General features: G+C 31.1%; 21 protein-coding genes. 6 read left to right on the plus strand and 15 right to left on the minus strand.

Features of this window, described 5'->3' with window-relative positions:
- Positions 1-42: 42 nt before the first annotated feature.
- Together yidC and MHM83_RS09635 are read right to left on the minus strand one after the other, a co-directional pair.
- A complete protein-coding gene (yidC, locus tag MHM83_RS09630; protein WP_047789005.1) occupies positions 43-1,914 on the minus strand; it encodes a membrane protein insertase YidC in 1,872 nt (623 codons plus the stop codon).
- Positions 1,915-2,109: 195 nt separating this feature from the next.
- Positions 2,110-3,729, minus strand: a complete 1,620-nt coding sequence (locus MHM83_RS09635) for a CTP synthase (RefSeq protein WP_167713683.1) — start codon at positions 3,727-3,729, stop codon at positions 2,110-2,112.
- Positions 3,730-3,957: 228 nt separating this feature from the next.
- Between MHM83_RS09635 and rpmH the strand changes: the two genes are divergently transcribed.
- From rpmH to MHM83_RS09650, 3 genes are all read left to right on the plus strand, one after another.
- The gene (gene rpmH, locus MHM83_RS09640; RefSeq protein ID WP_028891113.1) at positions 3,958-4,119 is read left to right on the plus strand and encodes a 50S ribosomal protein L34; all 162 of its coding nucleotides are present in this window, start codon (positions 3,958-3,960) and stop codon (positions 4,117-4,119) included.
- Positions 4,120-4,222: 103 nt separating this feature from the next.
- Positions 4,223-7,075, plus strand: coding sequence for a carbamoyl-phosphate synthase large subunit (gene carB, locus MHM83_RS09645; RefSeq protein ID WP_159615996.1), 2,853 nt, complete (start codon positions 4,223-4,225; stop codon positions 7,073-7,075).
- A 144-nt stretch (positions 7,076-7,219) separates the two neighbouring features.
- Positions 7,220-7,741 carry a flavodoxin gene (locus MHM83_RS09650; protein WP_073183636.1) on the plus strand — a complete coding sequence of 174 codons (522 nt, stop codon included), beginning with the start codon at positions 7,220-7,222 and terminating at the stop codon, positions 7,739-7,741.
- Positions 7,742-7,763: 22 nt separating this feature from the next.
- Here the strand turns inward: MHM83_RS09650 and MHM83_RS09655 are convergent, their stop codons facing one another.
- Both MHM83_RS09655 and MHM83_RS09660 read right to left on the minus strand, forming a co-directional pair.
- Positions 7,764-8,315: an acyl-CoA thioesterase gene (locus tag MHM83_RS09655; protein ID WP_159615986.1), complete on the minus strand. Its 552-nt coding sequence runs from the start codon at positions 8,313-8,315 to the stop codon at positions 7,764-7,766.
- A complete protein-coding gene (locus MHM83_RS09660) occupies positions 8,305-8,691 on the minus strand; it encodes a 6-phosphogluconate dehydrogenase (protein WP_159615984.1) in 387 nt (128 codons plus the stop codon). Before MHM83_RS09660 ends, MHM83_RS09655 begins: the two co-directional genes overlap by 11 nt.
- Positions 8,692-8,795: 104 nt before the next feature.
- Between MHM83_RS09660 and MHM83_RS09665 the strand changes: the two genes are divergently transcribed.
- A complete protein-coding gene (locus MHM83_RS09665; RefSeq protein WP_239179482.1) occupies positions 8,796-9,971 on the plus strand; it encodes a GlmU family protein in 1,176 nt (391 codons plus the stop codon).
- A gap of 41 nt (positions 9,972-10,012) precedes the next feature.
- Here MHM83_RS09665 and MHM83_RS09670 read toward each other — a convergent pair whose 3' ends face one another.
- From MHM83_RS09670 to MHM83_RS09695, 6 genes are all read right to left on the minus strand, one after another.
- A complete protein-coding gene (locus tag MHM83_RS09670; RefSeq protein ID WP_167713686.1) occupies positions 10,013-12,343 on the minus strand; it encodes a TonB-dependent receptor plug domain-containing protein in 2,331 nt (776 codons plus the stop codon).
- A gap of 42 nt (positions 12,344-12,385) precedes the next feature.
- A complete protein-coding gene (locus MHM83_RS09675; RefSeq protein WP_239179484.1) occupies positions 12,386-13,300 on the minus strand; it encodes a FecR family protein in 915 nt (304 codons plus the stop codon).
- Positions 13,301-13,382: 82 nt separating this feature from the next.
- Complete coding sequence (locus MHM83_RS09680) at positions 13,383-13,901, minus strand: RNA polymerase sigma factor (protein ID WP_073183625.1); 519 nt, start codon at positions 13,899-13,901, stop codon at positions 13,383-13,385.
- A gap of 62 nt (positions 13,902-13,963) precedes the next feature.
- Positions 13,964-15,712 carry a M14 family metallopeptidase gene (locus MHM83_RS09685; protein ID WP_370641940.1) on the minus strand — a complete coding sequence of 583 codons (1,749 nt, stop codon included), beginning with the start codon at positions 15,710-15,712 and terminating at the stop codon, positions 13,964-13,966.
- 19 nt (positions 15,713-15,731) lie between these two features.
- On the minus strand, positions 15,732-16,184 hold the full coding sequence (gene coaD / locus MHM83_RS09690; protein WP_047788995.1) for a pantetheine-phosphate adenylyltransferase: 453 nt from the start codon (positions 16,182-16,184) through the stop codon (positions 15,732-15,734).
- Positions 16,184-17,167: a D-alanine--D-alanine ligase gene (locus tag MHM83_RS09695; protein ID WP_239179486.1), complete on the minus strand. Its 984-nt coding sequence runs from the start codon at positions 17,165-17,167 to the stop codon at positions 16,184-16,186. The genes coaD and MHM83_RS09695 overlap by 1 nt, the downstream gene beginning before the upstream one ends.
- Before the next feature lie 154 nt (positions 17,168-17,321).
- Between MHM83_RS09695 and MHM83_RS09700 the strand changes: the two genes are divergently transcribed.
- Both MHM83_RS09700 and MHM83_RS09705 read left to right on the plus strand, forming a co-directional pair.
- Positions 17,322-17,903, plus strand: a complete 582-nt coding sequence (locus MHM83_RS09700; protein ID WP_239179488.1) for a PASTA domain-containing protein — start codon at positions 17,322-17,324, stop codon at positions 17,901-17,903.
- A gap of 17 nt (positions 17,904-17,920) precedes the next feature.
- Positions 17,921-18,955, plus strand: coding sequence for an RluA family pseudouridine synthase (locus MHM83_RS09705; RefSeq protein WP_239179490.1), 1,035 nt, complete (start codon positions 17,921-17,923; stop codon positions 18,953-18,955).
- A 265-nt stretch (positions 18,956-19,220) separates the two neighbouring features.
- On the opposite strand, the gene MHM83_RS09710 is transcribed toward MHM83_RS09705, so the two are convergent.
- The 5 genes from MHM83_RS09710 to MHM83_RS09725 all read right to left on the minus strand — a co-directional run bounded on the left by MHM83_RS09710 (position 19,221) and on the right by MHM83_RS09725 (position 23,012).
- Complete coding sequence (locus MHM83_RS09710) at positions 19,221-20,228, minus strand: formimidoylglutamase (protein WP_239179492.1); 1,008 nt, start codon at positions 20,226-20,228, stop codon at positions 19,221-19,223.
- 171 nt (positions 20,229-20,399) lie between these two features.
- On the minus strand, positions 20,400-20,771 hold the full coding sequence (locus MHM83_RS09715; RefSeq protein WP_047789053.1) for a hypothetical protein: 372 nt from the start codon (positions 20,769-20,771) through the stop codon (positions 20,400-20,402).
- A gap of 30 nt (positions 20,772-20,801) precedes the next feature.
- The gene (locus MHM83_RS16165; protein ID WP_082118635.1) at positions 20,802-20,912 is read right to left on the minus strand and encodes a GIY-YIG nuclease family protein; all 111 of its coding nucleotides are present in this window, start codon (positions 20,910-20,912) and stop codon (positions 20,802-20,804) included.
- Between the two features lie 144 nt (positions 20,913-21,056).
- Positions 21,057-22,289: an imidazolonepropionase gene (hutI, locus tag MHM83_RS09720; protein WP_239179494.1), complete on the minus strand. Its 1,233-nt coding sequence runs from the start codon at positions 22,287-22,289 to the stop codon at positions 21,057-21,059.
- Between the two features lie 192 nt (positions 22,290-22,481).
- The gene (locus MHM83_RS09725; protein WP_239179496.1) at positions 22,482-23,012 is read right to left on the minus strand and encodes a ClbS/DfsB family four-helix bundle protein; all 531 of its coding nucleotides are present in this window, start codon (positions 23,010-23,012) and stop codon (positions 22,482-22,484) included.
- Positions 23,013-23,182 lie beyond the last annotated feature (170 nt).

Below are 23,182 nucleotides of genomic sequence, written 5' to 3' on the forward strand. Positions count from 1 at the left end.
CCAAAATATTGTTTTGGGATTTTTTTATAAGGTTAAGTGTCTCTATTTTTTATTTTTAGCCCGTTGCTGTGCAGCTTGTTGTTCTTGAGCTTGTTTCATGGCGGCATCTAAACGCTCACGGAATTTACTCTTTTTAACAGGTTTCTTTTTGTTCTCTTCAATTTTAGCATGAATCTTAGCTTCATCAATAACATAGTTCTTAATAACAAACATGATTATGATGGTTAATAAGTTTGAGATAAAGTAGTATAAACTTAATCCACTAGCATAGTTATTAAAGAAGAATAACATCATAATAGGAGAGAAGTAAATCATCCATTTCATCATCTTACTCATGTCAGGCATTCCTTCTTGAGTAGGAGCTTGCATATTAGCTTGCTGGCTTTGGTTCATTTTCATGTAGAAGAAAATAGCTACAGAAGCTAAAATTGGAAATAAACTTACGTGGTCTCCATAGAAAGGAATTTTAAATGGTAATTTAAAAATAGTATCATATGAAGATAAGTCATTAGCCCATAAGAAACCTTCTTGTCTAAAATCAATATTGGTAGGGAAAAACTTGAATAAAGCAAAGAACACAGGCATTTGCATTAATGCGGGTATACAACCAGACATCATGCTCACTCCAGCTTTTCGCTGTACAGCCATAATTTCTTGCTGACGCTTCATAGCGTTTTCTTTCCCAGGATACTTTTTGTTGATTTCTTCCATTTCTGGACGAATCACTTTCATTTTAGCACTTGATAGGTACGATTTGTATAATACAGGAGACATTATAATACGTACTACGATTGTCATTAAAATGATAATTAATCCGTAGTTCCCAATAAATCCTTTTAACATATTAAATACAGGATAGAATATGGTACGGTTTAAGAAACCAAAAATTCCCCAACCTAAATCAGCAATTTCGTCTAAGCTAGTCCCTTTATAAGATTTTAATAAATTATAATCTGTAGGCCCGTAAAACCATTGCATATTATAATTTAATTCTCCGTTTGTTAAAGCTAATGGAGTTTTTAATCCGTAAGTTTTAGTGTACACACTATCTTTATCTTCACCTGCAAAATCAACAGATTTCAAAGTGGCATTACTAAACGGTGTATCAGATGTTAAAATAGAAGAAAAGAAGTGTTGTTTATAAGCAACCCAATCAATATCACTCACAACATCATCATCGTTCATTTGTAAGTAATCTACTTCATCGTCGGCTTTATAATAGTAGTAAGAGTACATGTTTTCGGTTTTCAAACTCTTTTCGTGTCTAAAACCTTTTAAACTCCAATCTAAATTTATTTCTTGAGAACTATTAATTGTATTACTCAACCCTTGTGAACGAACGGCAAAACCTACACGGTAATCACCTTTTTTCATTTCGTAGCGGTATTCTAAAAACTTAGATTCAGAAACCTTTAACTTCATAGAAAGTACTTGCGTATCTCCATTTTTGGTTAGAGTAGGAGTAAATAGTAAATCTTTAGTATTTAAAATTCGGTTATCAGTAGTTCCGAAGTTGATATTGAAAGAAGCATTATTATCTTTAACCAAGTATAGAGGTAAAGAATCGTATGTTTTGTAGTTTTTAACTAAAGCTTCGATGATTTGCCCCCCTTTGTTATCAATAGTTAACTTAACAACGTCATTTTCTAATGTTGTGTTTCCTTCTTGGCTTTTTGAAGCTCCGTATGCAAAAGCACCAAACTTATTTCGTAAAGCAATTTGCTGTAACGAGTCGTTTACAATTACATTATCGGTTAAATTGTTTTCAGTGTTAGTAGCATTAGCAGTTTGCTCTGTCTGGGTAGTAGCTTCAGGAGTTTCTTCTGGCTTTTGAGTATTCATCCACCAAAGCATAATTCCTCCTAATAAAAGCATTCCTATGAAGGAATTTAAATCAAATTTTTTTTGTTCCATTGATATATGTTAAAATGTCAACTTGTCATTTAAAGTTTTTCTTAAAAGCTGAAAAACCCGACAAAGGTAGTAAAACCCTATAGTTTTTTTGAGGTTTTACGGTGAATAATTTTGTTAGTAATGGTAGTTCAAACAGTATTCCAATTTTTATAAACAATAAAAAATCCTGTAAACTTAATTACAGGATTTTAAAATTTATTTCTTTGATTGTTTTAAAGCCGCTTTAATAAAGCTAACAAACAATGGATGCGGATTTAACACCGTACTCTTGTATTCTGGGTGATATTGAACTCCAACAAACCAAGGGTGAGAATCAATTTCAACAATTTCTACTAACCCTGTTTTTGGGTTAACACCTGCTGTTTTCATACCAGCGTTTTCTAATTGCTCTTTATAGTCGTTATTGTATTCGTATCTATGACGATGGCGCTCACTAATTAATTCTTCTTTGTAAGCTTGAAAAACCTTAGAATCTTGTGTTAATTGACAGTCCCAAGCACCTAAACGCATAGTACCACCTTTTTCAGTAACATCTTTTTGCTCTTCCATTAAATTAATTACTGGGTGTGCTACATCAGGATTCATTTCGGTAGAGTTAGCGTCTTTTAAATTTAACACGTTGCGAGCAAACTCAATAACAGCCATTTGCATTCCTAAACAAATACCTAAGAAAGGTATATTGTTTTCACGTACATATTGTACTGCTGCTATTTTACCTTCAATTCCTCTATCACCAAATCCAGGAGCAACTAGTACACCGTTTAAACCTTCTAGTTGTTTAGCAGCGTTTTCAGGTGTTAACTCTTCAGAATGAATCCAACGAACGTTAACCTTTGTTTTATTAGTAGTTGCAGCTCCTGCATGAATAAACGCTTCTGTAATTGATTTATACGAATCGTGTAATTCAACATATTTTCCAACCAAACCAATTTCAATACTAGAGGTAGGGTTTTTATGACGCTCTAAAAACTTATTCCAAGTTTTTAAGTTAGGCTGTTTACGTGTAGATAGGTTTAATTTATCTAAAACAACATAATCTAACCCTTCTTTAAACATAAGGTTAGGAACATCGTAGATAGTTTCAGCATCTAATGACTGTATTACATTTTGTTTTTTAACATTACAAAATAATGCTAATTTGCGTTTAATATCATCAGAAATTTCGTGTTCCGAACGGCATACTAATATGTCAGGACTCACACCACTTTGCATTAATGTTTTTACAGAATGTTGTGTAGGTTTTGTTTTTAATTCACCAGCGGCTGCTAAGTAAGGTACTAGGGTTAGGTGTATAACAATTGCATTATCTTCTCCTAAATCCCATTGTAATTGACGAACAGCTTCTATATATGGTAAAGATTCAATATCACCAACCGTTCCTCCAATTTCAGTTATAACAATATCATAATCGCCAGTATTTCCTAAAATTTGAACTCTGCTTTTAATTTCATCAGTAATATGAGGAATAACCTGAACGGTTTTTCCTAAAAACTCTCCCTTACGCTCTTTGTCTATTACAGATTGATATATTCTACCTGTAGTTACATTGTTAGCTTGTGAAGTAGGAATGTTTAAGTAACGTTCGTAGTGTCCTAAATCTAAGTCGGTTTCAGCTCCATCATCAGTTACATAACATTCTCCATGTTCGTATGGGTTTAATGTTCCTGGATCTATATTAATATATGGATCTAACTTCTGAATGGTTACAGAGTATCCTCTTTCTTGTAATAATTTGGCTAGAGAAGCGGCAATAATTCCTTTCCCTAGTGATGAAGTTACGCCTCCGGTTACAAAAACGTATTTTGTGTTGTTCATGGTACTGTTAGGTTTGCGCAAAAGTAAGAAGTCTGGCAATTAGAACAAATAAAAAAGATAAAAAACGTGCAAAAAATTATGTATGTTTGTCAAACAAACTTTTTTTGAAAAAAAATAAAATAAGGGTTTGTCAGACTGAAAAACTGTTGTATATTTGCCCACGCTTTTAGCAGACGGAATTTCACAAAAGCAAAACATTTTTAAAGAAGATATTTAAGATATACTGTAATGAGTAAAAGAACGTACCAACCATCGAAAAGAAAAAGAAGAAACAAACACGGTTTCCGCGAAAGAATGGCTTCTGCTAATGGACGTAAAGTATTAGCTAGAAGAAGAGCAAAAGGAAGAAAAAAGTTGTCTGTTTCATCTGAATCTAGACCAAAGAAATAATGATTAACTATTGTTAATATTTTAAAGGCGTTACTATTAAGTATCGCCTTTTTTTATAACCAAACAATTTTTATTTTTACATCACAACACAACACAAACTAAAATGCCTAAAAGACAAGACCTTAAATCGATTTTAATTATTGGATCAGGACCAATTGTTATTGGTCAAGCATGTGAATTTGATTATTCAGGATCTCAAGCGTTAAGATCTTTGAGAGAAGATGGAATTGAAACTATCTTAATTAATTCTAACCCTGCAACAATTATGACAGATCCTTCGATGGCTGACCATGTATACTTGTTGCCACTTAACACAAAGTCTATTGTTCAAATTTTAAAAGAACACCCACAAATTGATGCTGTTCTACCAACAATGGGAGGGCAAACAGCACTAAACCTTTGTATTGAAGCTGATGAAAAAGGAATTTGGGAAGATTTTGATGTTGAAATTATAGGAGTAGATATTGACGCTATTAATATTACAGAGGATAGAGATAAGTTTCGCTTATTAATGGAAGAAATAGGGGTGCCTATGGCTCCTCAAGCTACTGCAACATCATTCTTAAAAGGAAAAGAAATAGCACAAGAATTCGGATTTCCATTATGTATTAGAGCGTCGTTTACTTTAGGAGGAGCGGGAGCATCTATCGTATATGATGAGAAAGAGTTTGAAGAATCATTATCTAGAGGATTAGAAATTTCTCCGATTCACGAAGTAATGATTGATAAAGCAATGATGGGATGGAAAGAATACGAGTTAGAATTATTACGTGATGATAATGATAATGTTGTAATTATCTGTTCTATTGAAAACATGGATCCAATGGGAATCCACACAGGAGACTCTATTACAGTAGCTCCAGCCATGACATTATCGGATAAGACGTTCCAAAAAATGCGTGACATGGCAATTAAAATGATGCGTTCTATTGGTGAGTTTGCAGGAGGATGTAACGTTCAGTTTGCGGTTTCACCAGACGAGAAAGAAGATATTATTGCGATTGAGATTAATCCACGTGTATCTCGTTCATCAGCATTAGCATCAAAAGCAACTGGATACCCAATTGCAAAGATTGCTGCTAAATTAGCAACTGGTTATACTTTAGATGAGTTAGATAATCAAATAACGAAGTCTACTTCAGCTTTATTTGAACCAACATTAGACTATGTAATTGTAAAAATACCTCGTTGGAACTTTGATAAGTTTGAAGGTTCTGATAGAACTTTAGGTTTACAAATGAAAGCGGTTGGTGAAGTAATGGGGATCGGACGTTCGTTCCAAGAAGCATTGCACAAAGCAACGCAATCGTTAGAAATTAAACGTAACGGAATTGGAGCTGATGGTAAAAGTTATACAGATTATAACCAAATTAAAGACAAGTTAAAATATGCTTCTTGGGATCGTGTATTTGCTATCTATGACGCTATTCAAATAGGAATGCCGCTGAGTAAAATCCATGAAATCACTAAGATTGATATGTGGTATTTACGTCAATATGAAGAGTTGTATATGTTAGAAAAAGAAATTTCTACCTATACTATTGATACCCTTGACAGAGAGCTTTTATTAGAAGCCAAACAAAAAGGATATGGAGATCGTCAAATCGCTCACATGTTAGGATGTTTAGAAAGTGAAGTGTATAAAAAGCGTGAAGAATTAAAAATAAAGCGTGTATACAAGTTGGTAGATACTTGTGCTGCAGAGTTTAAAGCACAAACTCCTTACTATTATTCAACATTTGAAAGTGAAATTGAAACTGCTAAAGGTGAAGTTTCTGTGTCAAATGAAAGTGTGGTGTCTGATAAGAAAAAAGTAATAGTATTAGGTTCTGGACCAAACAGAATAGGTCAGGGAATCGAGTTTGATTACTGTTGTGTTCATGGGGTTTATGCTGCAAAAGAATGTGGTTACGAAACCATAATGATTAACTGTAATCCTGAAACTGTTTCTACTGATTTTGATACGGCAGATAAATTATACTTTGAGCCAGTTTTTTGGGAACATATCTACGATATAATCAAGCATGAAAAGCCAGAAGGAGTTATTGTTCAATTAGGTGGACAAACAGCTTTAAAATTAGCAGAGAAACTAGAGCGTTACGGGATTCCAATTTTAGGAACAAGCTATAAAGCATTAGATTTAGCTGAAGATAGAGGAAGTTTTTCAACTTTATTAAAAGAAAATAACATTCCTTATCCAGAATTTGGAGTTGCAGAAAATGCAGATGAAGCTTTAGCTTTAGCTGACGAGTTAGACTTTCCAATTTTAGTACGTCCATCATATGTACTTGGAGGGCAAGGAATGAAGATAGTGATTAATAAAGAAGAGTTATTAGAGCATGTAGTAGATTTATTACGTAAAATTCCTAATAACAAATTATTATTAGATCATTACTTAGAAGGAGCAATTGAAGCAGAAGCAGATGCGATTTGTGATGGTGAAAATGTATATATCATAGGAATTATGGAGCATATTGAGCCTTGTGGAATTCACTCAGGAGATTCAAATGCAACTTTACCAGCGTTCAACTTAGGAGAATTAGTATTAGAGCAAATTAGAGAGTACACTAAAACAATTGCTTTAGCGCTTGATACTGTTGGGTTGATTAACATTCAGTTTGCGATTAAAGATGATAAAGTATATATTATTGAAGCAAATCCACGTGCTTCTCGTACAGTTCCATTTATAGCAAAAGCTTATAAAGAACCTTATGTAAACTATGCTACAAAGGTAATGTTAGGAGAGAAGAAAGTAACTGATTTTGAATTCAATCCTCAATTAGAAGGTTTTGCAATTAAACAACCAGTATTCTCTTTTAACAAGTTCCCAAATGTAAATAAGAACTTAGGACCTGAGATGAAATCAACAGGAGAAAGTATTTTATTTATAGATTCGCTTAGAGATGATGCCTTTTACGATTTATATGCAAGACGTAAAATGTATTTAAGTAAATAAAAGCATTTTAGAATAATAATATAGAAAATCCGAAGTAAATATGCTTCGGATTTTTATATTTTATATAGGACAATATTAAACTTATTTACTTTCTAAGTATGATTTCTTACTGTATATTTGTTATTTAAAACAAATCTAAATAAAATGAACAGAATAGGATTAATTTATGGTTCTGATACAGGAATGACTGAAGAAATTGTAAGTTCAATAGTTGATGATTGGCAGGCATCTGAAATAGAAGTTATTGAAGTTTCTAACATGAAGAAGGAAGATTATAATCGGTTTGATAAATTTATTTTAGGTTTATCAACTTGGTACGATGGCGATTTACAAAGCGATTGGGAGACCTATTATGAAAATGAGTTTCAAACTATTGATTTTACAGGAAAGAAAGTGGCTATTTTTGGATTAGGAGATCAATATGGTTATGGTGAATATTTTGTTGATGGTGTAGGAATTTTAGCTAAAAATGTGGTTAAAAATGGAGGCGAACTTATTGGGAAATGGTCGTGCAAGGAGTATGATTTTGAAGAGTCAAAAGCTCAAATAGAAGAAGATAAAGACTATTTTTATGGTTTAGCTCTTGACGAGGATAATGAACCTGAAAAAACACCAGATAGATTAGCGAATTGGCTTAATCAAATAGAAAAAGAGTTTGACTTGTAAGCTTTTTTTTTGTGTTTAAATTTTATTTTAAATCAATCTTAACATTATAATTTTTTAATTCTTCAATGTAGTTTTGAGCAGTAAAATTATTATTATCAAATTTTTCTTGTCTATTCTTTTTCATTTTAATTCTGTGTATAGCTTCTAAAAATCGACGCATTTCATTGTCATCATTAATAATAATTCCTGGTACTTCAGCATTATCACCGTTGTCTTTTTTTGCTACCATTGTAAAATAAGAAGAATTACAATGTTTGGTCTTTCCAGTTTGTATATTTTGTGCTTCTACGCGTATACCAACTACCATCGAAGTTTTACCTACATAGTTAATAGACGCTTTCATGGTAACTAATTCGCCTACTTCAATAGGGTTTATAAAGTTAACGGTATCTACAGATGCTGTTACGCAATAGGTACCTGAATGTTTAGAGGCGCATGCAAAAGCTATTTGATCCATTAGTTTTAAAATATATCCACCGTGAATTTTGCCACTAAAATTGGCGTGAGAAGGAAGCATTAATTCAGAAATAGTAATGCGAGTATCTTCTATGTTTCTGTAAATATTATTGATCATTATCTTTTTTTATTCCTCTAAAGTGAGGAGATTGTTCTTCTTCAACATGGGTTATAAAATATTTTGTGTCACCTAACCAAAAGAAAGTTCCAAAACGTTCTTTGTAAGTAACTTTTACATAACGACCTTGATATTCTTGAAGTTTTTTTATGACTTCCTTTTGATTGTCCTCTACAGAAAAGGCAAAAATTTGCGCTCCAGAAATACCTTGGCTAATTTCACCCTCCCATGTTTTTACTACCACACCTTTGTAGCTAATTTTAATAAGTTCACCAGAGCGAACCCCTTCACTATAAGGAACAAAATAAATAAAAGCATAGTATAGTGCTGCTATAAGAGCAATACCAATTAAAATTAATCCTAAAATTTTTTTCATAGTAAGATATTGAAGAATGTATAATAACAAAAGTAAGGTTTATATTTTGACTTGTAAAATGAATTGAAAGTGGTAAGTTTGTGTTGCTTCAAAAAATGATTAATATGAACTATATTTTATTTGATGGTGATGTACGTACAGCTCTACTACCATTTACATATACACGACCAGTAGCTGATATTAGAGTAGGTATTTTAACTATTAGAGAAAAGTGGGAAAAATACTTAGGTTTAACAACAACTACCGTAACAGAGGAATATTTAGAGGAAAAATATCCTATGGTTGAAATGGAAGAAAATGTATTATTAAATGCCTCTTTCTTACCAACTAAGCCTTTGGTTGAAATGGTTAAAAACCTACAAAACAATCAAGCTATTTTTAAAGGTGAAGATGTTATTGCTTTTTATACGACAGATACTCAGGAAGAAGTAGATTTTTCTTCTTATGAACATATAGAGTTTGAAGATGATATAATTCAAATAAAAAATACTTGGGATATTTTTTCGTTAAATGACAAAGCAATTAGAGCTGACTTTGATTTAATAACTGAAGGTAGAAAATCGGAACCAATTCCAGAAACTGTTAATTGTGTTAATAGAAACGATATTTTTGTTGAGAAAGGAGCTAAACTAACTTTTGCAACGTTAAACGCTTCAACTGGACCAATTTATATTGGTAAAAAAGCTGAAATAATGGAAGGTGTAGTTGTACGAGGTGCTTTAGCTATGTGTGAAAACTCAGTATTAAAATTGGGAGCTAAAATTTATGGAGCTACTACTTTAGGACCTTATTGTAAAGTAGGAGGAGAGGTGAACAATTCAGTACTATTTGGGTATTCAAATAAAGGACACGATGGATTTTTAGGAAACTCAGTATTAGGAGAATGGTGTAATATTGGAGCTGATAGTAATAATTCTAACCTTAAAAATAATTATGCAGAAGTTAAGTTGTGGAATTATGAAACAGGACGTTTCGCTAAAACTGGATTACAATTCTGTGGTTTGATGATGGGAGATCATTCAAAATGTGGAATTAACACAATGTTTAATACAGGAACAGTTGTTGGTGTTTCTGCGAATATTTTTGGAAGTGGATTTCCAAGAAATTTTGTTCCTTCATTTAGTTGGGGAGGAGCATCAGGTTTTACTGAATACAAAACAAATAAAGTCTTTGAAGTTGCAGATGTGGTAATGAAAAGACGAGATATTGAGTTTGATGAGAGAGAAAAACAAATTCTAGAACACGTTTTTGAAGAAACAAAACAATACAGAAATTATTAAACCAAAAGGAAGGACTTTACAAAATGTAAAGTCTTTTTTTATTAAAAATTAACTCTAAAAACAAAGTTAGGTGTAATTCCTAGAGATATTTTGTTAACCTCTTTTAACTTATATTCAATTTCATTATCAGAATTTCTAATTGGAATAGCATTATAAGTTCTACTTAAAATATTTTTGTTATTAAAAAGATTAAGTAAAGAGAAGCCCAATTTACCTTTCCAGTTTTTAGAAAAATTAAAAGAATACGTCATAGATGCATCCAATCTACTATAATTAGGAAGTCGAAGCCCATTTATATTGTCTGAATCTATAATAATACGAGGAATTCCTTCATCATCTGTATAAAATCTTTTAACGGCAGTATAGGGATTTCCTGTTCTAAATATCCACCCAAGAGAGAACTCATAGCTGTTTAATTTGTAAGCATGAGACCAAGAAAGATAATTAGTTATATCATGATTTGCAGGAAAAAACTTATTTTCTAAGTCTAAAAATTTAAATTTATTTTTTGTGTATGAATAATTAACCCAAGTTCTATAATTATTAAATTTTTTATTTATAAGTATATCAATACCATGTATTTTACCTTTACCATTAGAAAAGTCATTGGTTTGGTCGTTATAACCACTTGTTTGAGACGTCATACCACTAACTTTTTTATAGTAAGGTTCAATATCAATTTTCCAATTATTTTTATTAAAAAGTATTCCCGCTGAAACCTGTAAGCTTTTTTGTAGAGGAATATTATCATCATTTACTTGAGCCCATATCTGATTTTCTAAATCAAAACCTAATCTGGAAGTTTGAAACTCTATAATTTGACTCAATGTTTGGTGTTTTTGTTCAAAAGAAGCTTTAAAACTTAAGCTTGATGTAAGTTTTTTCTCCAAATATAATCTAGGTTCAAAAACAAATTTATCGATTTTTGAAAAGTAATTCAATCGTATGCCAGAATTTATATTCCAGTTATTGTTATCATATATATATTCCGTAAAAATTGAATGTGTATTGTTTGTAACTTTATCTTTTTGTATCGAAGAGTTCCTATTTCCTTCTAAGTCTATGAGATATTTTAATTCGTAAGTAGCTTTCGTAGATGTAAAATCATAACCCCAAAATAAATCTGTTTTATCGTTAAAAGAATAATTCATATTGTAGGAAAGCCCAAAATCAGTTAAAGAATTATTTTTAGTTGATAATAAAATTAAATAATCATCTATATAGTTATAGTTTCCTTTATATTTTAATTTAAAGTTAGAAAAATAACTTTTTATATTATGAGTCTTTTTTTCCGAAGATTGTTTATTCCAATTTACACTTACACCTGTATTATGGATATCTAACTCATCATTATATTTGTCTTTATACCTAGGAATTACAAAATTGTTAAGCATTTGATTATTTGTGTATAAGAAACTAATGTTTAAAGATTCGTCTTTACTAGGGGTGTATATAAATTTTGTGGTATAATCTGAAAAATTAAATTTATTATCTCTACTAAATTTAATGTTTTTATCTATTATTTGACTTTCTTGATTATCATCAAATGTTTGAAAAACACGCATAGACAATTTATCAAAGGTGAAAGTTTTTAAAACATCAGAAAAAGACCTTCTTGCAGAAATAGAAAAAGCAGTTTTTTTTGAAAAAGGAATAGTAAGAAGTGCATCAGCATGCGTCATGTTCAATCCGAAACTTCCAGTTATTTTGTGCGGTATTTTATTTGTAGTTTTAATATCTATTACACCAGATACTCTATTACCATACCTAGCTCCTGTACCGCTTTTAGAAAGGTTAATCTCTTTGGTTGTATAAGGGTTAAATGCTGAAATCATTCCAAAGAAATGACCAGAATAGTACATTTTTATACCGTCCCATAAAACTAAGTTTTGATTGGGAGTTCCACCCCTTATATATATTCCTGCAGCTGTTTCATTAGGACTTTGAACACCAGGAATAATTTTTAAACTTTCTAGTATATCTGGTTCAGTTAAACCAGGTAAAACACCTAATTGTTTTGGAATAATAGATATAGTTCCATCTCTTTTTTTATTAATACCAGAAGTAATATAATTAGTTACAAGAACTTCTTTTAAAAGATTATACTCATTTGATTTAAATGTTGAATTTATTGTTATATAATAATACCGCTCATTAATTTTATTAAAAATTAATGATGTTTGACGTTGAATTTCATTGATAAGATAAACAAGTTCACATTTCTTTTTTTTAAAAGAAATATTTTTATCATTAATGACTTCTGTACTAAAAGAAAATTTTACTTTAAAAAGAGCTTCTGTTTCTTTTAAAACGTTTAATAAAGGAGCATCAATAAAAGAAATGTCTACCTTTTCCTGAGAAAAAATAGACATAGTTAAGCATAAAAAAAGTATACTTAATTTTATCTTCATTTATTAATACGTCAATATAACTGAACTATTTTCTGCTAATTTATAAGAAATTTTCATAGGAGCAAAAACAGTTTGTAACGCTACATCAACATTTTTATGTGTAAAAGTACCTGTAAAACGTTTAGAAGTGTCAACGTTAGAAGTATCGAACTTTAACTTAAATTGATTTTCTAAAGCTTTTATAACTTGATGTAAAGGAGTATTATTAAAAGAGCTTTCTCCTTCTATCCAAGAGGGAACAGAGCCTACAAATTCCCAATTTTCACCAGAGTTATTATAATTTCTATAAGCTTTCCCTTTAGTTAGTATAATTTCTTCTTTACTTTTTGACGTAACTTTAACTTTACCTTCGTAACATTCAATTTCAAAATAATTTTTTGATGTATTTACTGTAAACTTTGTTCCTAGTACAGTTACATTACCTTCATTAGATTTTACAGTAAAAGACTTTCCTTTTTCGACTTCAAAATAAGCTTTTCCTGTCAAAAAAAGCTCTCTTTTATTATTCCAATTTTGTTTATCATAGCTAATTTCAGACTTAGGTGATAAATATGCTATAGAATTATCAGGTAATGTAATAGTTAATTGCTCTCCGTATTTTGTAGAAAAATCAACAGTATTATTATTAAAGTACAAGAAGCTAATTAATAATATAACAGAAGCAACCGCCCCATACATCCATTTAGGAACTAATTGCACTACTTTTTTATTAGCTTTAGATTGTTTGATGTCTGTTTTGAGTTTATTAAAAGCCTCTTCCTTATCATAAAAAGGTGTTTTTAAATTTTGAGAAGCATCATCAATAGCTTTAAATTGATGATAAACATCTGTTTTTTGAAACTCTTTTAATTCTTCCGCTGTTAGCTCATTGGCTATCCATCTTGCTAAAAAGGTTTCTTCTTTATAATTTATATTCATTTTCTAATCTATTCGTGCTATTTGTATTAAAAACAAGTAAAAGATTAATTACCCTACCTAATTAATACAAATATTACTTTTGTTACACTTTACCTATTTGTTCTTTTAAAGTAAGTAATGCTTTACTCATTCTTTTTTCTACAGCTTTTACAGAAACCCCAACAATATCTGCAATTTCAACATACTTTTTCTTATCTATTCTACTAAGCAAAAAAACTTCTCGTTGTTTTTCAGGCAAGTTGGCTATTGCTTTTTTAAGCTTAGTATGAAATTCTTCTTCTTCTAAAATAAAATGAGGAGTTTCATTAGTTTTACCAGAAGAAACATTTTTCTTTTGATGTTCCAAAACAACTTTTTTGTGAGCAACATCGTTTAAAAAATGATTGTTGGCTACTGTATATAGATAAGATTTAGCTTTTTCGAAAACAACTTTAGCACAATTATTCCATAGTTTTATATACGCTTCTTGTACGATATCTTCAGCTTGCTGGAGGTCACCGCATTTGTAATATATATAATTTCTCAATGTTTGCGAATGTTGGTTAAAAACTTCTTCAAAATTTTTTTGCTCACAAACAGATTTTAATGGGTCTTTATTCATTTAAATCAAGTTCCTAATCGGTGACAAATGTATGAAAATGTAACTAAGAGGTTAAAAAATTATCAATATAACTTATAAATTGGTAATTTCTTATGAGCTTTTTCATAATGAGGTGTTTTTTTATAAACCCAATATAATTGTGTTTGCGCATTTTTTGCAAAATCTTCTTCTGTTTTTACTTTTTGAAGAAACTCTTGTTTTAATGAGGGATTGTTATTTAAAAACTCTTCAGCAATATCTTCAAAAACGTAAGAAGAGTATCCCTCTTTTTGTTGTAAAATAGTATCAAAGAAATTCCAGTTGAAGAAAGAATCAATAGCTTCAGCTTCCAAGGTCTCTATTATATAACGTATTCCTGTTTGGTTTGTAGGAATATAAATATCTCCATTATTAAATTTAACTTGCAGACCTCTTGTTTGGGTAACTTCAGTATTGTAGTGTAAATAATGACCTTCGTATGCCGTTTTTCGAGTTTCAAATTCTTTGATGTGCTGAACTTCTACAGTTAATAAGGTGTCTTTTTCAAAACGAGTAAATTCAATTTTATTATTTTCTAATCGTTCTACAACGTCATGCCAACCTTGTTCTAATATATAGGCCTTGGGTATGGCGATTTCTTTGGTAGGAACAAAGTAGTTATAATAAGAAACTTTTTTATTGTAAGGTTTTGTTCTATCATAAAACAAACGTTTTCCATTGGTAACTTTACTGTCTATAAAAGTTCCTTCGTATCCTTTAAAATGAAGAGCAGTAGGATTATTCTTATCAACTGTAAATAGAATAGGATATGTTTTTTTGTTTATTATTTCTTCAACAGCATTTTTTCGTAAATCTTTTATTTTGTTACTGTTTTCTTTAGAAAAATCTAAAGCAGAAAACAACAATTCATAGGTTTGTTCTACTCTAATTTTATACGGTTTCAACATATGAGTTTCAACCATTAATCCTAAGGTATTGAAGAGGGTAGTGTACCCAGTAGAATATCTAGGTGAATCGAAAAACTGTGACCAACCACTTTCTGGAGTTGTTCCCCAAACATTTACATAAGGAGTAATAATAATTCCTTTCTCAGCCAAAGAATGTTCTATTTCAGGACGCATTTTTGTTTCAATAAACTCACCTAAATTTCCTCCCAATTTATTGTGTTGTGTAAATAGATGTGTAATTGCGTACTGATAATCTGCTCCATTACTTACATGATTATCTATAAAAACATCTGGATTTACAGTGTGAAAAATCTCAGCAAATGTAGCGGCATTTTTAGTATCTTGTTTAATAAAATCACGATTTAAGTCGTAGTTACGAGCATTTCCTCTAAAACCGTATTCTTTTGGACCATTTTGATTGGCTCTTGTGTGTGAGTTTCTGTTTAGGGAGCCACCAATATTGTATATGGGAATAACACAAATTAAAGATTTTTTGTACTTGTTTTTTAAAGAATCATTTTGAACGATGTCTCGTAATAATAGCATCGAAGCATCTATTCCGTCAGATTCCCCTGGATGAATACCGTTATTGATTAAAATTCTATTTTTTGAAGAATTTTTAAGTTCTTCAATATTGGTTTTTCCATCAGTATTAAAAGCAACTAAATGTAAAGGTTTTCCAATATCTGTAGTGCCTATTTCAAACAATGAAATTTCAGGGTAAGTGTTAGCCAACTCTTCATAAAAAGAAATAACCTCTTTATAAGTAGGAGTCTCCGTTCCGTTTGATGTTTCAAACAGGGTGGTGAATTCGATGTTTTTTTTTGTAGGTTTTTGTTTACAAGCGGTAACTAATATTAGGAGTAATACAAATAGTTTTTTCAAAAGAATAGTTTTAAAAAGTTTAAATTCTAACTGCATCTGGAACCAAGCCTGTGTAGTCTCCATCGTTTCTGATAACATCTCTTACAATAGATGAAGAAATATAGCTTTTACCTGAAGAGGTTAGTAAAAACACAGTTTCAATTTCAGAAAGTTTTCTATTAGTATGTGCGATGGCTTTTTCAAACTCAAAATCGGCAGGATTACGTAAACCTCTTAAAATAAATTGAGCGTCTTGTTCTTTACAAAAGTTTACAGTAAGTCCACTATAAGTAAGTACTTTTATTTTTGGCTCATGCTTAAAAGTTTCTTCAATAAAACGTTGACGCTCCTCTAGAGAAAACATATATTTTTTATCGGCATTCACCCCAATTGCAATAATTAATTCATCAAAAAGGGTAACACCACGTTCAATAATATCTAAGTGTCCTAAAGTAATTGGATCGAAAGATCCAGGAAAAATTGCTCTTTTCATTATATCTTGTCATTTAAAGCCATTTCAATAGCGTTTCCAAATAATTCAGTTAAAGAAATACCCGCATGATTGGCTTGCTGTGGTAAAATACTTGCTTCTGTTAATCCAGGAACAGTATTCATTTCTATAAAATGTGGTTTATCGTTAACTAAAATATATTCAGAGCGAGAAAAACCACGCATATTTAAAATTTCATATACACGTTTGGCTACTTCTTTAACTCTCTTTCTTTGAGAATCAGTTAAACGTGCAGGAGTGATTTCTTGAGATTGACCTTCATATTTAGCTTTATAATCGAAGAAATCATTTTCAGAAACAATTTCTGTTATTGGAAGTACTTTTGTTTCTCCTTTGTATTGAATTACTCCAACAGAAACCTCAGTTCCATCTAAAAAGCTTTCAATTAATATTTCAGTATCTTCTTCGTATGCTTTTTCTATAGCAGGAATTAACTCTTCTTTAGTATACACTTTAGATATGCCAAAACTAGAACCTGCTCCGTTTGGTTTTACAAAGCAAGGAAGTCCTACTTTTTTAATAAAAGCATCACAATCAATCTCATCACCTTTGTTTAGATATATAGAAACAGCTGTTGCTATTCCGTATTGTTTGACTACACTTAAGGTATCACGCTTATTAAAGGTTAAAGCCATTTGGTAGAATGGGGCAGAGGTGTGTTTTAAACCAATAAGATCAAAGTAAGCTAAGATAATACCGTTTTCTCCTGGTGTACCATGAATAGCGTTAAAAACACAATCAAATGTAATTTTTTGACCTTTAATTTCAATTGAAAAATCTTCTTTATTTATTGGATATTCTTCTTCGTTATCATCAACATACACCCATTTATTTTCTAAAATATGAACTTTGTACGCGTTATATTTTTCTGTATTAATATGTTTGTAAACTACATTACCACTTTTTAGAGAAATTCCTACTTCAGAGGAATAACCTCCCATAATAATAGCGATGTTTTTTTTCACTTCAAATGTATTTCAATTACTGTTTTTATCATTGTTTATCTAAAATCCAATCGTTGGATTATACAAACTTACCAAAAAAACTCGTTTAAGACATGTTGAATTTAAAATAGTAATATTTTTACTGTAAATTTGTGCGATCTTACAAAAAAATGATATGAGTAATTTAACAGGAAAATCTGGAGGTTTATTTGAATTTATTAAAAGTAAATCTTTTTTAAAAAATATAATTATAGCAGTTGTTTCAATACTAGTTTTTGTATTTGTTCTACAATGGTGGTTAGGAGTTACAACAAACCATAATCAAAAAATACAAGTACCTGACCTACATAAAATGTCGTTAGCTGATGTTGAGCAAAAATTAAGTGAATTAAATTTAGATTTTGTGGTAATTGACAGTGCAAGTTATAATCCAGATTATCCTAAGAAGTCAGTTATTGAGCAAGATCCGGAAGCAGGTGATTTTGTAAAAGAAAAGCGTAAAATATATTTAACCTTAAATCCGTCAAAGTATAGAGATGTAGAAGTGCCTAATTTAAATGGACGTACCAGACGTCAGGCAACAACACACCTACGTTCAATAGGGTTTAAAGTAGGAACTAAAGTTACTTGGGTACACGATATAGGAAAAGATGTGGTTCGTGGATTAAAGTATAACGGACAAAAAATTGAACCGGGAACTAAATTACCAAAACAAACAACCATCGACTTGATTTTAGGGGATGGTAACGGATACTAATTTTTATAAATTGATTGATGCAGGAAGATAACACTCCAGAGATAGAAAATGATGATTTATACGAGCACCATAGGTTTGTAGCAACAGATGGTCAAGTACCATTGCGAGTAGATAAGTTTTTAATGAATTTTATTGAAAATGCTACTCGAAATAAAATACAGCAAGCAGCTAAAGCAGGTAATGTTTTAGTTAATGATGTGGCAGTAAAGTCTAACTATAAGGTAAAACCAAAAGATGTAGTTAGAGTGGTGCTAACTTATCCTCCTCACGAAAACTTATTAGTAGCAGAAGATATTCCTATTGATATAGTATATGAAGATGATGAAGTGATAGTGGTAAACAAGCCAGCAGGAATGGTAGTTCACCCAGGTCATGGAAATTACTCTGGAACATTAGTGAACGGACTAATTCATCACATAGAAAACTTACCCACCAACTCTAACGAGCGACCAGGTTTAGTACATCGTATTGATAAAGATACAAGCGGATTATTGGTAGTTGCAAAAACAGAATACGCAATGGCACATTTGTCTAAGCAGTTTTTTGACCGTACTACAGAACGGTTGTATTATGCTTTAGTTTGGGGAAATATTGAAGAGGATGAAGGAACTATTGAAGGAAATATAGGACGTAGTTTTAAAAATCGCTTACAAATGGATGTCTTTCTTGATGGTGAGCATGGTAAGCATGCTGTTACTCATTATAAAGTACTTGAAAGACTTACGTATGTAACCTTGGTACAATGTAAGTTAGAAACGGGTAGAACGCATCAAATTAGAGCTCACTTTAAACACATTGGACATACACTTTTTAACGATGAACGTTATGGTGGGAATGCTATTTTAAAGGGAACTACGTTTACTAAATACAAACAATTTGTAGATAATTGCTTTAAAGTGTTGCCAAGACAAGCTTTGCATGCAAAAACTCTAGGTTTTACACATCCAACAACAGGAGAGTTTTTACAATTTAACTCTGAAGTACCAGAAGATATTACCGCTTGTTTAGAAAAATGGCGAACTTATTCAGAACATTCAAAATTAGAAGAATAAAGAGGAGTGTAGTTAAAAACTTTATAACGAACTCTATTATAATTTGTTTCTTTTGAAAACTTAAAAGCCTATTTAAATTACTAAAACAAGTTCATACAAAAAGGAAGTAACCTTACATTACCAAGTATAAATAAATGTATTGGTTTACAAAGAGTATAAAACTTACTTGTTTTTTACCTCAGAACTTCTTTAAACAAGAAAGACCACACCTAAAGTTAAACGGTGTGGTTCTATTTTTTACTAAAAAAATTAACTGTAGTATTAATTAATTACTCTTAGCCTTAATAAAATCAGAAATTAAGTAGCTAATGTATTTTCCTACTTGTCCGTTAGCTATTTCATCTTTAACAACTGTTGGGGCTCCCTCACAAATATGTAAATAAGAAGCGTTTTGTAGCGTTCCAAAATAATGTGTAAATCTACGAGCTTGTTGTGGAGTAAATCCGCTAGGTGTCATAGCACTACTTGGAAAATGCTGCACACAATCCAAATCAATTTCAATTCCGAAAGGAGCATTTTCTATAAAACTTTCAGCACGTTGTAATTCGCCTTTAAAAGAAGTAGTGTGATACACTTCTAACTCTTCAAACGTATTATACTCTAAGTTTAAACTATCATGAATCATTTCAAACACATATTGAGGCGTGTAGTTTTCATGCAACCCGAACATAAAATAATTTTGAATAAAGCCTTCTTGTAAGGCGTACGAAAATCCGTTACCACTATGACGCTCTTCCAAACGACGTAAATCGGTATGCGCATCTAAATTAATCACATTTACAGGTTGATTTTTCCCTTCAGAAAGCCCTTTAATATTTCCGTAAGCATTGTTGTGTCCACCGCCAATGATAATAGGAGTTTTACCACTCTCAACAATTATTTTAATAAGCATAGAAAGCTCTTTATCTATTGCTTTTACTAATAAATCACCTTTTTCTCTGTCAGAAACATCAAAACTATATACATCGTCCAAACAATCTAAATATCCTAACACTAGGATGTCGTTTCCATTAATAAATTGATTTTGCTGGGTGTTTAAAAACGACTTTAAAGCAGGAATAAAAGCAGTGTGTGCACCACCATTTCCGCCATTCATACGAACACCAATATCTTCTGGAACTCCTAAAATAACAAAAGAAGCAGAGGAATTTTTAAGTTCTGATTGTAGTTCTTTTTTAGAGTCGATTACTGCAACGCACTCACCTAATTTTGTTTCTCCTTTACGTGGGGTTACAAACTCTTGTATGTCTTTTTCGTTGAATATTGTTAGCATATTGTTGTATTGTCACTCCTGAGTAGGCAGGAACCTTTTTGTTAGTTATACTAGTTTTTTGTTAAATTGTTCCAATTAGAGCCTTCTTTAACTATTGAAATTTATTTTTCATACTTTTTTACTTTTTCTTGGTTACTTCTATACATTAACCTATTCTATTTTCTAAAAAAATCAAAAACTATTTAATAAGTAAAAAGTTCTTTTTTTGTACTCATATTCTCCTAAGTTTACATGTGAATAACTTGGTTCTTTATAAGAATAATTCACTATCACTTTTTTACCTTTACAGTTTTTTCGTTCATCTTTACTAAAGTGTTGAACTCTGACTGTTTTAAAATATAATTTTCCATTGACTTTATATTTATATTTTACAGAGTGTTTAGCTGTTGATGCATTGTATTTTATGATGGTACCTGTTACTTGTCTTTTATAATTTAAAATAAGATAATCTTTTCTCAACTCATAAGTTAAAATACTAATGATTATTGAAATTGCTAGAAACCCTCCTAATAAACTTGAATAGTTTTTTCTTTTCTTATTCATTTTAAAAAATACTTTCTGTCGGTAACTAAGCTACTGTTCAAAGATTCTTCTTTCAAAATTGTTAGTAACACCAATATATAAAACACCTTCTTTTATGTTTGTTATAATATAAATATAATATTGATGATTGGTTTTATACATCTTAATATCTTCTAAGAGGTTCCTGCCTACGCAGGAATGACAAGCTTTGTTAAAACGTCATTTCGAACTAAAGTGTAACGAAAGGAGAAATCTAACGGCTTCTTATTACTATTCGGAATGACAGTTTACACATAGTTTAGCTTACTAAACCTCTTTTCCGTTGATAAACACTGAATCAATTAAGTTACTTCCGAAGGAATACGGTAAAAATCCGTACGAAGGAATTTCTTTTGTAAGGATTAAATTCGCCTTTTTTCCCTTGGTAATACTTCCAACCTCGTTTGATAAATTCATCGCATACGCTCCGTTAATAGTTGCTGCATTTATAGCCTCTTCTGGTGTCATTTTCATTTTAATACAAGCTGTTGCTACCACAAAATTCATATTTCCTGATGGTGTAGACCCTGGGTTGTAATCGGTAGCTAAGGCTAACGGCAATCCTGCATTTATAATATCACGAGCAGGGGTGTATGGAATACTTAAAAAGTACGAACAAGAAGGTAAGGCAACAGGCATGGTTTGCGTTCCTTTCAACGCTTCAATATCTTCTGTGTTCATTACTTCTAAATGATCTACTGACAAGGCATTGTGTTTTATGCTCACTTGAACCCCGCCAATAGTTGTAAACTGGTTTACGTGTACTTTTGGTGTTAATCCGTATTGTTGCGCAGCAGTTAAAATTCTGTCGGTATCTTCTACTGAGAAGTATCCCGTTTCGCAGAAAGCATCTACAAAATCCGCTAGATTTTCCTCAGCAACTTTAGGTAACATTTCTTCAATAATTACATTGATATATCCTTCTCTGTTGTTTTTGTATTCAGTAGGGAAGGCGTGTGCCCCTAAAAAAGTAGCTTTTACAGGAATGTTATAATTCTCTCGTAGCTTATTTATAACACGTAGCATTGTTAACTCAGCATCTACGGTTAAACCATAACCAGATTTTATTTCAACAGCACCAGTACCTAAAGCAATTACTTCTTCTAAGCGTTTTGCTGATTGTTGGTATAGCTCTTCTTCTGAAGTTTCTTGTAATTTCTTAGCCGAATTTACAATACCACCACCACGATTGGCAATTTCTTCATAACTCAAACCATTAATTCTATCTACAAACTCTTGTTCACGATTGCCTGCATATACAATGTGTGTATGAGAATCGCACCAAGTAGGCAACATCATTTTACCAGTACAATCCACCGTTTTATCAGCAGAAATAGGAGCTTTTTTCATGCTACCATAGTCGGTAATAATACCATTTTCAACCAATAAAAAAGCATTTTTTATGGTAGGCAAAATACTCATGGCAGCTCCAGATACTTTTTTAGTACTTGTTTCTCTTATTTGTATTAATTCTTTAATGTTTATGAATAAAGTTGTCATGTTGAATGCTTAAATTTATTAGACAAACTTACGGTAAAAACTACAATGTATGGTATGTTTTTAGGGCTGATATGTGTTTTACTTCTTTTTTTAAGTTGTTAATTTGTATTTATGAGTAAATGATAAGTAAGTGCTTCGTTTAGAGTGTTCTTTAAAAAGTATTTTTAGTAAACGCATTAGTTTTTACCTTAATTATTTGTTGTACGTTCGTATTTTTTCTTCATTCTGTTTTTTCCATTTTCGAACTCTGCTTCTTGCGTTTTTGTATGGTGATGAAGTGTTTAATTGTATCATTTTTCCTTTAGTCCACTTTTCGTACCAAGGTTTTTCATACAAATCTGCGTTGTCATTCGTTTTAATTAACTCTAATATTTTTCCTACATTTCTGTCCAATTCGGTTAGAAGTGTTTTGTAATCAAAATTTTCGTAATCAGAATAAAATTTTTGAGCAAGTTTCCCTAATTCATTCCACTTAAATCCTGTTTCTGGAAATTCCACAATTTGTCCTTTATCTTTTCGGTGATTCCATTTCAGGACGAGTTCAGACCAACCAACAAGATAAGCAACCAAATCTGACACACTCATTTTAGTTTCTTTTGCATGTCCTTCGAGTTCTTTTTCTTTGGTCAGTTCCGTTGGAATACTTTCTAAGTCCTTTTTCAGTTTGGAATAGTTATTCTCAATTTCAAAAATCAATTCTTCTTTATTTTTTGGAACTGCCATTTCTTTGTTTTTTGTTCATATGAAGCATAACGAACTCTGATATGAATAACATGGTTTAATACTTAACTTTTCAGTTTTTGCATCCACCTTTTTTTATACGTTTTCAAATGTATTAAAACTAATACGTTATTTAAAGTAAAGTTATTAATGAGTAATCGGTATTTGTTAAT

Source organism: Tenacibaculum sp. Mcav3-52 (assembly GCF_022347665.1).
Lineage (GTDB): Bacteria > Bacteroidota > Bacteroidia > Flavobacteriales > Flavobacteriaceae > Polaribacter > Polaribacter mesophilus.